The following is a 15,895-nucleotide window of genomic DNA, read 5'->3' as shown; positions in this document are numbered from 1 at the left end:
GGCCATCGTGTCCTCAGGCTTCTCGCGTCGCGTCGTCGTCCGGGGCAGCCAGGGCGGTGTCCTGCAGCGCCATGCTGATGAGGGTTTCGGTGTCCATCGCGTCGATCGCGTCCTGCTGTTCCGCCTCGGGCGCGACCGTGGCGGTGGCGGAGGCGGGGGCGGCGCCCGCGAGTTCGAGCAGGGTGTCCATCAGCCCCGCGTCGTGCAGCCGGGTGAGCGGGATCGAGGCGAGCAGGCGGCGGACCGTGTCCTCGTCGGCGCCACTGTCACCGCCCGCGTGGTCGGGCGCCAGCTCCGTGGCGAGGTGCTCGGCCAGCGCCCGGGCGTTGGGGTAGTCGAAGATCAGGGTGGGTGGCAGCCGCAGCCCGGCGGTGGCGTTGACGGCGTTACGGAATTCCACCGCCCCCAGTGAGTCGAATCCGAGGTCGCCGAAGGCCCGCCCGGGTTCGATGGCCTCCGGGCCCGCGTGCCCCAGCACGGCCGCCGCACGGGTACGGACGAGGGTGAGCAGTTCGTCGTACCGTTCCTCGGCGGGCAGCGCGGCCAGCCGCTGCCGCAGTGCGGCCGCCCTTCCCTCGTCGTGCCGCGCCGACACGGCGCGCCGCGCGGAGCCGCGTACCAGGCCGCGCAGCACCGAGGGCACCTCGGCCGCGTTCAGCGCCCTGGTGTCCAGGTTCATGGGGACCAGTACGGGGGCGGCGAGTGCGGCGGCCGTGTCGAAGAGCTTCAGCCCTTCGGCGGGCGACAGCCCCGTCAGGCCCGTACGGACGATCCGCTGCCGGTCGTGGTCCGCCAGCTCCCCGGCCATTCCGGCGTCGGTTGCCCACAGGCCCCAGGCGAGGGACTGGGCAGGCAGGCCCTGGGCGCGGCGGTGCACGGCCAGCGCGTCGAGGAACGCGTTGGCCGCCGCGTAGTTGCCCTGCCCCGGTGAACCGATGGCGCCCGCCGCCGAGGAGAACAGCACGAACGCGCCCAGCTCCATCCCGCGCGTCAGCTCATGCAGATGCAGCGCGGCGTCCACCTTCGGACGCATCACCCGGTCCACCCGCTCCGGCGTCAGCGACCCGATCACCCCGTCGTCCAGCACACCCGCCGCATGCACCACACCCGACAACGCCCGCCCCGCCAACAGCCCCGCCAACGCCTCCCGGTCCGCGACGTCACACGCCGCCACCTCCACCTCGGCGCCCAGCCCCGTCAGCTCCGCCACCAACTCCGCGGCGCCCGGTGCGTCCGGCCCGCGGCGGCTGGTCAACAGCAGTCTCCGTACGCCGTGTCCGGTCACCAGATGTCGCGCCACCAGCCCGCCCAGCGCCCCCGACGCGCCCGTGACCAGCACCGCGTCACCGAAGACGGACGAGGGCTCGGACTCCGTCACCGAGGCGGCCCGCAGCCGTGGCGCGTAGACCTTTCCGTCCCGGACCGCCACCTGCGGCTCCCCCGACGCGAGCGCCAGGGCGATGTCCGCCTCGTCGTCCGCACCGGCCACGTCGACCAGGACGAACCGCCCCGGGTCCTCCGACTGGGCGCTGCGCACCAGGCCCCACACCGCCGCACCGGCCAGGTCGGTGACGTCCTCACCGGCCAGCGACACCGCGCCCCGGGTGACCACCGCCAGGGTGCCGGACTCCGACCGGAGCGCCGCCAGCGCGGCACCCAGCGTGGACCGGACGTCCTCGCCCCGGGCCCGCCACACCGGCATGTCGCCGTCCCTCTGCCCCTGCGCCGCCACCGGTGTCCACTCCAGCTGGAACAGCGAGTCGACGCGGGCGAGCGACGGTGCCGCCATCGGGCGCAGGGTCAGGGAGTCCACGGAAATGACGGGCTGGCCGGTGCCGTCCACGGCGTCCAAGGTGACCTGATCGGGGCCCGGTGATGTCACCCGTACGCGAAGCACATCGGCGCCGGAAGCGTGCAGTTCCACGCCCGTCCAGGAGAAGGGCAGCACGACACGGTCGTCGGCCGACAGCAGCGGGATCGCGTGCAGGGCCGCGTCCAGCAGCGCCGGGTGCAGCCCGAACCGGTCCGCCGCACCGTCCAGTACGACCTCGGCGAACACCTCGTCGCCGCGCCGCCAGGCGGCCTTCAGCCCCTGGAAGACCGGCCCGTACGCCAGTCCGGCGTCGGCCAGCGCCTCGTACAGCCCCGCCACTTCCACGGGCTCCGCCCCGGGCGGCGGCCACTGCGCCCTTCCCTTCGCACTGTCCCCGGTGGCCGGGGCCCCACCGTCCCCGGTGGCCGGGGCCAGTGTTCCGGCGGCGTGGCGGGCCCAGGGCCGGTGGATCTCGTCCTCGCCGCGCGAGTACACCTCGACCGGCCGATGGCCGGAGCCGTCCCCCGGCCCGACCAGCACCTGAAGTGCCACGGCGCCGCGCTCCGCGAGGACGAGTGGCGCCTCGATCGTCAGTTCCTCGATCCGGCCGCAGCCCACCTCGTCGCCCGCGCGGACGGCCAGCTCGACAAAGCCCGTACCGGGGAAGAGGAGCCCGCCGCCGACGACGTGTTCGGCGAGCCAGGGCTGTGTCCCGGCCGACAGCCGCCCGGTCAGCACGGTCTGATCCGTGCCCGCCACGCCGACCGCCGCGTCCAGCAGCGGATGGTCGGAGCCTTCCGGCCCGCGCCCCGACTCCAGCCAGTACGGCTGCCGCTGGAAGGGATAGGTCGGCAGGTCGACACGGTGCGCCCCGCGGCCGCCGAGAACGGCTTCCCAGTCGACCCGGACCCCGGCGGTGAACAGCCGCCCGACCGCGGTGAACAGGGATTCCGTCTCGGGATGGTCGCGGCGCAGGGTGGCCGCCGTCGTGCCCTCGGCCACGGTCTCCCGCACCATCGCGGTCAGCACGGCGTCCGGGCCGATCTCCAGGAACCGGGTGACCCCCTCGTCCCGCAGGACCCGCACATCGTCGGCGAACCGCACGGTGTCCCGCACATGCCGCACCCAGTACTCCGCCGACGCCATGTCCTTCGTCAGCCGGATGGCCGGGGCGTGGTAGGTGACGCTCTCGGCGACCTCCCGGAAGTCTTCCAGCATCGGGTCCATCAGCGGCGAATGGAACGCGTGCGAGACCTTCAGCCGGGCCGTCCTGCGGTCACCGAACCGCTCGGCGAGCGCCGTCACGGCATCCGAGGCACCGGAGACGACCACGGACATCGGGCCGTTGACCGCCGCGAGCGCGACCCGTTCGCCGAGGAGCGGGGTGATCTCCTCTTCGGTGGCCTGAAGGGCCACCATGGCGCCACCGGGCGGCAGCGCCTGCATCAGCTGTCCGCGCGCCGTGATCAGCCGGGCCGCGTCCTGGAGATCCAGCACCCCGGCCACATGTGCCGCCGCCACCTCGCCGATGGAATGCCCGGCCAGCAGGTCCGGCCTGATGCCCCACGACTCCAGCAGCCGGAACAGCGCCACTTCGAGAGCGAAGACCGCGGGCTGGGTGAACTCCGTTCGGTTCAGGGCGACTTCCTCGCCCCACATCACCTCGCGCAACGGCATGTCGAGCGCGTCGCACACCTCGTCGAACGCCGCCGCGAACGCCGGGAACGTGTCATACAGCTCCCGGCCCATCCCCACCCGCTGGCTGCCCTGCCCGGTGAACAGGAACGCCAGCCTGCCTTCGGTGACCGAGCCGATGACGGTCTCGGACGTCCCGACCCGCACCGCGCGGTGCTCCAGCGCGGCCCGGCCGGTCGCGGCCGAGTACGCCACGTCCAGCGCGTCCTGCCCGACGGAGGTCATCCGGTCGAGCTGGGCCTCCAGCGCCGCCCGCGTCCTGGCCGAGACCACCAGCGGAACCACCGGCAACTCCCGCCGCTCCGCGCGCGTTTCCTCGGCCACGGGAGCTTCTTCGATGATGGCGTGGGAGTTGGTGCCGCTGATGCCGAAGGAGGACACGCCCGCGCGGCGCGGGCGGTCGCCGCGCGGCCACTCCCGCGCCTCGGTGAGCAGCCGGACCTCGCCCGCCGCCCAGTCCACCTGCGGTGTCGGCTCGTCCACATGCAGCGTCCTCGGCATGACGCCGTACCGCATCGCCTGAACCATCTTGATGACGCCCGCCACACCGGCAGCCGCCTGGGTGTGGCCGATGTTCGACTTGATCGACCCCAGCCACAGCGGCTCCGCGCGGTCCTGTCCGTACGTGGCCAGCAGCGCCTGCGCCTCGATCGGGTCGCCCAAGGTGGTGCCCGTGCCGTGTGCTTCCACGGCGTCCACCTCGGCCGGTGACAGGCCCGCGTTGGCCAGCGCCTGACGGATCACCCGCTGCTGGGAGGGTCCGTTGGGGGCGGTCAGGCCGTTGCTCGCACCGTCCTGGTTGATCGCTGTGCCCCGTACGACCGCCAGCACCGGGTGGCCGTTGCGGCGCGCGTCCGACAGCCGCTCGACCAGCAACATGCCCACGCCCTCGCCCCAGCCGGAGCCATCGGCCGCGGCGGCGAAGGAGCGGCACCGGCCGTCCTGCGACAGGCCCCGCTGCTCGCTGAACTCGATGAAATTGTCCGGCGTGGCCATCACGGTCACGCCACCCGCGAGGGCGAGTGTGCATTCGCCCGACCGCAGCGCCTGGGCCGCCAGATGCAGGGCGACCAGGGAGGACGAGCAGGCGGTGTCGACGGTGACGGCCGGACCCTCCAGCCCGAGGGCGTAGGCGACGCGGCCGGAGGCGATGGCTCCCGTACTGCTGTTCTGGCTGTAGTCGTGGTACATCATCCCGGCGAACACACCGGTCGGGCTGCCCTTCAGCGTCGTCGGATCGATCCCGGCCCGCTCCAGCACCTCCCACGACGCCTCCAGCAGCAACCGCTGCTGCGGGTCCATGACCATCGCCTCGTTCGGCGCGATCCCGAAGAAGCCGGGATCGAACTCGGCCGCGTCGTAGAGGAATCCGCCCCTGTCGACGTACGTGGTGTGCGGCCGGGTGCCCGTCGGGTCGTAGATCCGCTCCAGGTTCCAGCCCCGGTTGTCGGGGAAGGCCGAGATCGCGTCCGTCCCGTCGTCCACCAGCCGCCACAGGTCCTCCGGCGAGGCCACCCCGCCGGGATAGCGGCAAGCCATGCCGATGACCGCGATCGGATCGCCGTCGGCCGGGGTCACGACCGGCCTGGCGTGGCCCTCGTGCACGGTTCCCGACACCTCGTCCAGCAGATGGCGCGCGAGGACCGCGGGGGTCGGGTAGTCGAACACCAGGGTGACCGGAAGCCGCAGGCCCGTCGCCGAGGCCAGCGCGTTGCGCAGCTCCATCGCGGCCAGCGAGTCGACCCCCAGATCGCGGAACGCACGCTCCGGGTCGACGGCCTCAGGTCCGGCGTAGCCGAGGGTCATGGCGGCCTGGGCGCGGACCAGGGTCAGCAGCGTTTCCCGCCGCTGGTCCTCGGACAGGCCCACCAGCTGCCTGCGCAGCCCGTCCGCGTCGGCCCGGTTCCGGGCGGTGCCACGGGTGACGACGGGGACCAGCCCGCGCAGCAGCTCCGGCACCGCGCCGCTCGCGCGGACCGCCGCGAGATCCAGCTTCACGGGGACGACCGCCGCGGGGGTGTCCGCCCGTACGGCCGCGTCGAAGAGGGTCAGGCCCTCGCCGTGGGACAGCGGGAGGATGCCGCCACGGGTCATGCGGGACCGGTCGGCGTCGCCCAGGCTCCCGGCCATACCGGAGCTGGTCTGCCACACGCCCCAGGCCAGGGACTGGGCGGGCAGGCCCTGGGCGCGGCGGTGTGCCGCCAGCGCGTCGAGGAAGGCGTTGGCCGCCGCGTAGTTGCCCTGCCCCGGCGAGCCGATGACCCCGGCGGCCGAGGAGAACAGCACGAACGCGCTCAGCTCCATCCCGCGCGTCAGCTCATGCAAGTGCAGCGCGGCGTCCACCTTCGGACGCATCACCCGGTCCACCCGCTCCGGGGTCAGCGAGCCGATCACGCCGTCGTCCAGCACACCCGCCGCATGGATGACACCCGACAGCTTCCGGCCCGCCAACAGCCCCGCCAGCGCCTCCTGGTCCGCCACATCACACGCCGCCACCTCCACCTCGGCGCCCAGGCCGGTCAGCTCCGCCACCAGTTCGGCGGCGCCCGGCGTGTCCGCGCCCCGGCGGCCGGTCAGCAGCAGCCTTCGTACGCCGTACTCGGTGACGAGGTGCCGGGCCATCAGCCCGCCGAGCACCCCCACCCCGCCCGTGATGAGCACCGTGTCGCCGAACGTCGGCGCCGGTTCGTCCGCTGTCCGCGGTGTCGCCGCCAGCCGGGCGAGCCGGGGAGCGTGGAGCGTGCTTCCGCGTACGACGATCCGGGGCTCCCCGGTCGCGACCGCCGACGCGATGACGGCGTCATCCGTCGCGTCGGTAGTGTCCAGATCGACCAGGACGAACCGGCCGGGGTCCTCGGTCTGGGCGCTGCGGACCAGGCCCCAGACCGCCGCCGCGGCCAGGTCGGGGGCGTCCTCGCCGGTCATCGGGACCGCGCCCCGGGTGACCACCACCAGACGGGAGGCGGCCGACTGCAGCGCCTCCAGCGCCTGGTTCACCGCCGTACGCACATCGGATCCGGCGGCGACGCGCAGCACCTCGGTGTCGGCGGGCGGCGGCGTCCCGGTGGCCGTTTCCACGCCGGTGGGGAGCGGGGCCAAGGCGACGTGGAAGAGCGATTCGGTGCGGGGTTCGGTGCGTACGGCGGTGAGGGGCCGCAGCACCAGGGACTCGATCGTGGCGACGGGCTGGCCGGTCGCGTCGGTGATGGCCAGGGCCGCGACGCCGTCCTGAAGCGGGGTGACACGCACCCGCAGCGCGCCCGCGCCGGAGGCGTGCAGTTCCACGCCGGACCAGGAGAAGGGCAGCAGGGCCGCGTCACCGGCCCCCGCCGGGGAGAGGCCGATCGCGTGCAGGCCCGCGTCGAGAAGGGCCGGGTGCAGCCCGTACGCGTCCGGCTCGGCGTCGTCCGGCAGGGCGATCTCGGCGAACACCTCGTCGCCCGCCCGCCAGGCCGCCCGGAGCCCCCGGAAGGCCGGCCCGTACGCCAGGCCCAGGTCGACCAACTCCCCGTACAGGGTGGCGACATCGAGGTTCAGCGGCTCAGCCCCGGGTGGCGGCCAGGCGGTCAGGTCGCCGCCACCGGACGAGGTGGCCGCGGTCAGCAGACCGGTGGCATGCCGGTTCCAGGGCAGGTCGGTGGCGTCCTGGTCACGGGAGTACACCGTGACCGCGCGGCGGCCCGTCTCGTCCGCCGGGCCGACGACGACCTGTACGGCCACCCCGCCGCGCTCGGCGAGGACCAGTGGCTCGTGGAGGGTCAGTTCCTCGATCCGGCCGCAGCCGACCTCGTCGCCCGCGCGCACGGCCAGCTCCACGAACCCGGTGCCGGGGAAGAGAACCGATCCGTCGATGACGTGGTCGGTCAGCCAGGGCACGGCCCCGATCGACAGCCGTCCAGTGAGCACCACCTCGTCCGAGCCCGCGAGCATGACCGCCGCGCCCAGCAGCGGGTGGCCCAGCGCGCCCAGCCCCATCGAGACCGCGTCGGCGCCACCCACCGGATCGGTCAGCCAGTACCGGCGGTGCTGGAAGGGGTACGTCGGCAGCTCCACCTGCCGCGCGCCGGATCCGGCGAACGCCTTCTCCCAGTCGACGTCCACGCCGTGGGTGTGGGCCTGGGCCAGGACGGTCAGGAAGCGGTCCAGGCCACCGTCGTCGCGGCGCAGGGTGCCGATCGCGGTCTGTTCCATGCCGGGTGCCAGCACCGGATGCGGGCTGGCCTCGATGAACACGTCCGCGCCCTGCTCGGTGAGCAGGGCGATCACCCGGTCGAACTCCACTGTCCGGCGCAGATTGCGGTACCAGTAGCCCGCGTCCAGCCCCGTGGTGTCCATGAGGTCGCCGGTCACCGTGGAGTAGAACGGGATCTGCGCGGCGCGGGGCCGGATCGGGGCCAGCACCTCCAGCAGCTCCTGCTCGATCAGCTCCACCTGCGCCGAGTGCGAGGCGTAGTCCACCGGAATCCGCCGGGCCCGCACCTCCTCCGCCTCACACTCGGCGATCAGTTCGTCCAGCGCGCCCACCTCGCCCGAGACCACCGTGGAGGCGCCGCCGTTCACCGCCGCGACGGACATCCGGTCCCCCCACCGGGAGAGCCGCCGTTCCACCTGCTCCCGGGGCAGCGCGACCGAGACCATCCCGCCCCGGCCGGACAGCGCGGGCAGCGCCCTGCTGCGCAGCGCCACCACCCGGGCCCCGTCCTCCAACGACAGCGCTCCGGCCACGCTCGCCGCGGCGATCTCCCCCTGGGAGTGGCCCACCACCGCCACTGGCTCCACGCCGTAGTGCCGCCACAGCCCCGCCAGCGACACCATCACCGCCCACAGCACGGGCTGGACCACGTCGACCCGTTCCAGCATGGACTGGTCGCCCAGCGCCTCGCCGAGTGACCAGTCCACGAAGGGCGCCAGCGCCTCTTCGCACGCGGCCATGTGCGCCGCGAACACCTCGGACGACGCGCTCAGTTCGACCGCCATCCCCACCCACTGCGACCCCTGCCCCGGGAACACCATCACCGGGCCGGACCTGGAGCGGGCCGCCACCACCGGAGCCTGCCCCTGCGCCACGGCGGCGAGGCCCTGCGCGATCTCCTCCCCGCGGGCGCCCACCACGGCGGCCCGGTACGCGAAGGGCACCCGGCGCGTCGCCAGCGACCATCCCACGTCCGCCGGGCGCAGCTCCCCCGCCACGTCCCGCAGCCGCCCGGCGTACTCGCGTACGGCTGCCTCGGACTTGCCCGAGATCACCCATGGCACCACCGGGCGGTCCGGGCCGTCCTCCGGCAGTGCGTCGATCGGCGGCGCCTCCTCCAGCACCACGTGCGCGTTCGTGCCGCTGGCGCCGAACGACGACACGGCGGCGCGGCGCGGGCCTTCGCCCTGCGGCCAGGCGCGGGCCTCGGTCAGCAGCCGGACGTTCCCCGCCGACCAGTCCACCTGCGGTGTCGGCTCGTCCACGTGCAGCGTCTTCGGCAGCGTTCCGTGCCGCATCGCCTGGACCATCTTGATGACACCGGCCACGCCTGCGGCGGCCTGCGTGTGGCCGACGTTCGACTTGACCGAGCCCAGCCACAGCGGCCGGTCGTCGGGGCGCTCCTGCCCGTACGTGGCCAGCAGCGCCTGGGCCTCGATCGGATCGCCCAGGGTCGTCCCCGTGCCGTGTGCTTCCACCGCGTCCACATCGGCCGCGGACAGGCCCGCGTTCGTCAGCGCCTGCTGGATGACCCGACGCTGGGACGGGCCGTTCGGCGCGGTCAGGCCGTTGCTGGCGCCGTCCTGGTTGACGGCGCTGCCCCGTACGACCGCCAGCACCCGGTGGCCGTTGCGGCGCGCCTCCGACAGCCGCTCCAGCACCAGCACGCCGACGCCCTCGCCCCAGCCGGTGCCGTCGGCGCCCGCGGCGAACGCCTTGCACCGGCCGTCCAGCGACAGGCCCCGCTGCCTGCTGAACTCCACGAAGGTGACGGGCGTCGACATCACCGTCACGCCCCCCGCCAGCGCCAGCGAACATTCCCCGCCGCGCAGCGACTTGACGGCCATGTCGAGCGCGACCAGCGACGAGGAGCAAGCGGTGTCGACCGTCACCGCCGGGCCTTCGAGACCCAGGGTGTAGGCCACCCGGCCGGAGACCAGCGCGCCCGTCACACTGCTGTTCGGATAGTCGTGGTACACCAGCCCGGAGAACACCCCCGTGGCGCTGCCCTTCAGCGACGGCGGATCGATCCCGGCCCGCTCCACCGCCTCCCACGAGGTCTCCAGCAGCAGCCGCTGCTGGGGATCCATCGCCAGCGCCTCCAGCGGGCTGATCCCGAAGAACTCCGGATCGAAGTCACCCGCGCCGTCGAGGAAACTGCCCTGCCTGACGTAGCTGGTGTTCTCGCCCGCCCCGTCCGGGTCGTACAGCCCGTCCAGATTCCAGCCCCGGTCGGTGGGGAATTCGCCCACCGCGTCCCGGCCCTCGGCGACCAGCTCCCACAGCCCCTCCGGCGTGGCCGCGCCACCGGGGAATCGGCATGCCATTCCCACGATCGCGATCGGCTCGCGCTCCCGGTCCTCCACCTCGTGCAGACGGCGCCGGGTCTGCCGCAACTCACCGGTAGCGAGCCGCAGATACTCCCGCAGCCGGTCTTCGTTGGAGTCCTTCGACATCGTCATCAACCCATCCGTGAAAGTCCACAAGCAGACGCGGTGTCCGTCAGGACAGTCCCAGTTCCTTGTTCAGCGCCTCGAACAGCTCGTCGTCGGAAGCATCGGCGGCTGGCGCCGGGGCGCCGTCCGGCCCGGCGTCCGCCACCACGCCGCTCCGGGCGTCCCGCGCCCGCCGCGACACCGCCTCCAGCCGGGCCGCGACCTTGGCATGAGCCGCGTCGTCGTCCGCCGCGAGCGCGGTCAGGGCGGCCTCCAGGCGGCTCAGTTCGGCCAGCAGCGGCGCCGCGGGGTCGGCCTCGACCGGCCGGTAGCTCTCGAGCAGGAGACCGGCCACGGCGAGAGGTGTCGGGTAGTCGAACACCAGGGTCGGCGGCAGCGCGAGACCGGTCTCGGCGTTGAGCGCGTTACGCAGCTCCACGGCGCCCAGCGAGGTGAGGCCCAGCTCGTTCACCGCACGGTCCGGCGGCACCTCCTCGACACCGTCGTGTCCCAGGATCCGCGCGACGTGGCCGCGTACCAGCCCCAGCAGGAGCTGTTCGCGTTCCGCCCCGCTCAGCCCGTTCAGCCGCCGCTCCAGCGACGCCCTGCCGGACGGCGCGCGGCGGGCCGGGGCGCGCACCAGCCCGCCGAACAGGGCGGGAAGTGTCCCCGTCTCGGCCTGTGTACGCATCACCGCCAGGTCGAACCGGACCGGAAGCGTGGCGGGTGGCCGCCCGGGCATGGTTGCCGCGTCCAGCAAGGCGAGCCCCTCGTCGGGGGACAGCGGTGGCATTCCCGTACGCCGGAGCCGCTGCAACTCGGCCTCGTCCAGCCGGTCGGCCATGCCCCCGGCTTCGGTCCATGGCCCCCAGCCCAGGCACAGCGCGGGAAGCCCTCGGGCGTGGCGATACCGGGCGAACGCGTCCAGCCAGGCGTTCGCGGCGGCGTAGTTGCCCTGTCCGGCGCCGCCGAGCGTGCCCGCGACGGACGAGAACAGCACGAACGCCGAGAGGTCGTGGTCGCGGGTGAGTTCGTGCAGATGCCAGGCGGCGTCCACCTTCGGCCTCATCACCGCGTCCAGCCGCTCGGGGGTCAACGCCCCGAGCAGTACGTCGTCCACGATCCCGGCCGAGTGCACGACGCCCGTCAGGCGGCGCGTGGACAGCAGCGCGGCCACGGCGTCCCGGTCGGCGACATCGCACGCTGCCACTTCCACCGCGGCGCCCAACGCGGTCAGCTCCGCGACCAGTTCGGCCGCACCCGGCGCGTCCATGCCCCGGCGGCTGGTCAGCAGCAGGCTCTTGACGCCGTGCTCGCCAACCAGCTGACGGGCAGTCAGCGCGCCGAGCCCGCTCGTGCCACCGGTGATCAGGACCGTGCCGTCCGAGCCCCACGAGGGGGCACCGTCGAGCGCCGGGACGCGAGCCAGCCGTGGCACCAGGATCCGGCCGTCGCGAACGGCCATCTCGGGCTCGCCGAGGCGCAACGCCTCCTCGGGCAATGCGGCGTCGGCGTCCGCGTCCAGATCGACCAGGACGAACCGGCCCGGATACTCCCCCTCCGCCGCGCGCACCAGCCCCCACACCGCCGCATGCGCCAGATCGGTGCCATCGGTCGCGCCACGTGTGACGACCACGAGCCTGGCGGACTCCGCCTGCTCATCGGTCAGCCACTTCTGGACGGCGGACAGCACGTCACGGGTCAGCGCACGGAACCCCTCCGGGGTGGCATCCGCCACCGGCGGGCACTCATAAACCAGGTCAGCGCTGGGCTCCACAGGTGGCGCCGATGGGGCGGCGATCCACTCCACGTGGAAGAGCGATTCACGGCCCCCGGTGCGGGCCCGCACCTCCTCCGTGGAGAGGGCACGTGTCCCGGCCGACTCCACCGACAGGACAGGACCCTCTTCCTCATCGACGCGCACCGAGACCCCGCGCCACGCGTGGGCGAGCATCGGTTCGCCATCGGTACGCAGCCCGGCGGCCTCTGCGGCGGCGTCGAGCACCGCGGCGTACGTCGCCTCATCGCGCGGCCAGGAGGGGGCGTCGGTCTCGGCGGCCAGGACACCCGTGGCGTGCTTCACCCAGGCCGTCCGGTCGTCGCGCCGCGCGTGCACGCTCACGGCCCCTGCCGCGCCGACCATCACGCGCAGCGTCATGACGTCCCCGGGGTCGGTCATGACCAGCGGCGCGTGGAGATCAAGCTCCTCGACCCGGCCCCGGCCCGTCCGCTCGGCGGCGAACAGAGCAAGCTCCAGAAACACCTGTCCGGGCACCACCACCGCGCCGAGGGCGTCGTGGTCGGCGAGCCACGGGTGGGAGCCGAGGGCGACCCGCCCGGTGAACACGGCCCCGCCGTCCTCGGGCAGCTCCACCATCGAGGTCAGCAGCGGATGGTCGACGGAGTCGGCCCCGACGAGGGCCGTCTGCTGCTCGATCGCCCAGTAGCGCTTGCGCTGGAAGGGGTACGTGGGCAACTCCACCCGCCGCGCCCCGCGCCCCGCGAAGACCTGAGCCCAGTCCACCGCCACACCCGCCGCATACAACCGCCCGACCCCGGCGAACACACCCTCCACCTCAGGACGATCCCGCCGCAGCGTCGCCGCCATCACGCCCTCGACGGACTGCTGCGCCATCGCCGTCAGCACACCATCCGGGCCGATCTCCAGGAACCGGGTCACGCCCTCGGCGTGCAGCTGCCGTACGTCATCGGCGAACCGCACCGCCTCCCGCACATGCCGCACCCAGTACTCCGCCGACGCCACATCCTTGACGAAGCGGACGACCGGCTCGCGGTACTCCACGCTCTCCGCGACCTTACGGAAGTCCTCCAGCATGGGGTCCATCAACGGCGAGTGGAACGCGTGCGAGACCGACAGACGGCTCGTCTTACGGTCCTTGAACCGCTCGACCACCGCCGCCACCGCATCCTCCGCACCGGACACCACCACCGACGACGGACCATTGACCGCCGCAAGCCCCACCTCACCGGCCAACAGCGGCGCGACCTCATCCTCCGTAGCCTGGATCGCCACCATCGCCCCACCCGACGGCAACGCCTGCATCAACCGACCACGCGCCACCACCAACCGCGCCGCGTCCTCCAGACTCAGCACACCCGCCACATGCGCCGCCGCCAGCTCACCGATCGAATGACCGGCCAGAAGATCGGGCCGAAGACCCCAGGACTCAAGGAGCCGATAGAGCGCCACTTCCAGCGCGAAGATGGCGGGCTGAGTGAACTCCGTACGGTGCAACGCCGCCTCGTCATCACCCCACATCACCTCCTGCAACGGCAGCCCCGACGCCTCGCACACCGCATCGAACGCCGCCGCGAAAACCGGGAACGTGTCACACAACTCCCGCCCCATCCCCAGGCGTTGACTCCCCTGTCCGGTAAACAGAAACGCGACCTTCCCGACCCCGCCCGCCACCACATCGCTGACCGTCTCCGACCCCACCAGCACCGCACGATGCTCAAGCGCGGCACGCCCCGTCGCCGCCGAGAACGCCATATCAAGCTCATCGTGGTCAGCCGCGAACGCACGGACCCGCCGAATCTGCACCTGAACCGCCTCGGCGGTTGCGGCCGAGACGACGATGGGCGCCACCGGCAGCTCGCGGCGCTCCTCGGGTTCGTCCTCGACCTGGGGTGCCTCCTCCACGATCACATGGGCATTCGTCCCGCTCATCCCGAACGAGGAGACGCCCGCGCGGCGGGGCCGCTCGCCACGCGGCCACTCCCTCGACTCGGTCAGCAGCCGGACATTGCCCGCCGACCAGTCCACCTGCGGCGTGGGCTCCTCCACATGCAGCGTCCTCGGCAACACACCATGCCGTAGCGACTGCACCACTTTGATGATCCCGGCCACGCCCGAAGCGGCCTGGGTGTGGCCCATGTTGGACTTGATCGACCCCAGCCACAGCGGCTCCGCACGGTCCTGCCCGTACGTGGCCAGCAGCGCCTGCGCCTCGATCGGATCGCCCAGCGTCGTCCCCGTACCGTGCGCCTCGACCGCGTCCACATCGGCCGCCGACAGCCCCGCGTTCGCCAGCGCCTGCCGGATCACGCGCCGCTGGGACGGGCCGTTCGGGGCCGACATGCCGTTGCTTGCGCCGTCCTGGTTGAGGGCGCTCCCCCGTATGACGGCCAGCACCGGATGGCCGTTGCGGCGGGCGTCCGACAGGCGTTCCAGCAGGAGAACCCCGGCGCCTTCGGAGCAGCCGACGCCATGAGCCGCCGCGCCGAAGGAATGGCAGCGGCCGTCCGTCGCCAGACCGCGTTGTTCGCTGAAGTAGATGAACATCTCGGGGGTCGACATCACCGTCACCCCGCCCGCGAGCGCGAGTGCGCACTCCCCCGTACGCAGCGACTGCATCGCCATGTGCAGGGCGACCAGCGACGACGAGCACGCCGTGTCCACGGTCACCGCGGGGCCTTCGAGGCCGAGGGTGTAGGCCACCCGGCCCGAGACGATGCTGCCGCCGTTGCTGCCTCGCGCGTAGTCGTGGTACATGACCCCGGCGAACACGCCCGTGGGGCTGCCCTTCAGCGACAGCGGATCCATTCCGGCGCGCTCCAGCACCTCCCACGACACTTCGAGGAGTAATCGCTGCTGGGGGTCGGTTTCGGTCGCCTCGCGCGGGCTGATCCCGAAGAGCTGGGCGTCGAACTCGCCCGCGTCATGGAGGAATCCGCCCTCGCGGGCGGCGGTCTTCCCGGGCTTGCCGGGCTCGGGGTCGTAGATGTCCTCGACGCCCCAGCCACGGTCGGCCGGGAACTCCGAGATCGCGTCCACGCCCCCGTCCACCAGCCGCCACAGCCCCTCGGGCGAGTCCACCCCGCCCGGATAACGGCACGCCATGGCGACGATGGCGATCGGCTCGCGGTCGCGCTGTTCGATCTCCGCGATGCGTTTGCGGGCAGCGCGCAGGTCCGTGGTCGCGCGCTTGAGGTAGTCGAGAAGCTTCTCCTGGTTGCCCACCACAGCCACCCCGGGTCGAAAAGGCGCCCGACACTGCGACGCGCGCTTGCCGGGAACGCTACGCAGGGTGATAGGGGCCCCCAACCCCTGATCGCCCCTAACCTCGCGGTGCCTCTTCGCTCACTGACGAGTCCTGTCGGCCCGCCCCCGTCGGTCCCGTCAGGTCGACTTCTGGCCGTCGAGCGTCTCGCGCAGGATGTCGGCGTGTCCGGTGTGCTGGGTGGTCTCGGCGATGATGTGCAGCAGCACCCTGCGGACGCTGAACACCCCACCCGGCTCGTTCCAGGGCGCCTCCGGCAGCGGATGCGTCGCCGACAGGTCGGGGACGGAGGCGATGATGTCCTCGCTGCGGGCGGCGACCTGTTCGTACTGCTCGACGAGCCCGGCCAGCGTCTCGCCGGGCAGCATCCGGAACTCGCTCTGGTGGTCGATCATCCACTGCGGGAACTCACTCGCGGTACCGGCCACGATGTCGGCCCAGGTGACACCGTCGGGCAGGTCGTAGCGCATCACCGACGGTCCCTCGATGACGAAGCGCATCCACGTTTCCTCCATGGACGCGACGTGCTTGATCAGCCCGCCCAGGCACAGCGTGCTGACCGTGGGCTGCTCACCGGCCTGCTCGTCGCGGAGGCCGCGGGTGGTGTGGGTGAGAGCGGATCGCGCGGTGGCGAGCGCGGCGAGCAGGTCGGTCCGCTCGGCGTCGAGGGTTGCGGGGGATGTGGCGGTGACGGTCACGGTGTTCGGGCCTTTCGCGTTGTTGTGGCTGTGCGGCA

The 15,895-nt window shown here is 72.9% G+C and carries 3 protein-coding genes; all 3 read right to left on the bottom strand.

From position 1 onward, the window contains the following. Positions 1-13: 13 nt before the first annotated feature. The 3 genes from ACZ59A_RS15205 to ACZ59A_RS15195 all read right to left on the bottom strand — a co-directional run bounded on the left by ACZ59A_RS15205 (position 14) and on the right by ACZ59A_RS15195 (position 15,857). Positions 14-10,162 carry an SDR family NAD(P)-dependent oxidoreductase gene (locus ACZ59A_RS15205; RefSeq protein ID WP_470958425.1) on the bottom strand — a complete coding sequence of 3,383 codons (10,149 nt, stop codon included), beginning with the start codon at positions 10,160-10,162 and terminating at the stop codon, positions 14-16. 40 nt (positions 10,163-10,202) lie between these two features. Then, positions 10,203-15,185 carry a type I polyketide synthase gene (locus tag ACZ59A_RS15200; protein WP_470959657.1) on the bottom strand — a complete coding sequence of 1,661 codons (4,983 nt, stop codon included), beginning with the start codon at positions 15,183-15,185 and terminating at the stop codon, positions 10,203-10,205. Positions 15,186-15,278: 93 nt separating this feature from the next. After that, entirely contained in the window at positions 15,279-15,857 is a 579-nt protein-coding gene (locus tag ACZ59A_RS15195; protein ID WP_470959656.1) for a DinB family protein, read from the bottom strand. Positions 15,858-15,895 lie beyond the last annotated feature (38 nt).

It is taken from the genome of Streptomyces sp. NPDC040405 (assembly GCF_055595765.1).
The sequence above is the reverse complement of the archived record's forward strand: the minus strand, read 5'-3'. Positions and strand labels throughout refer to the sequence as shown.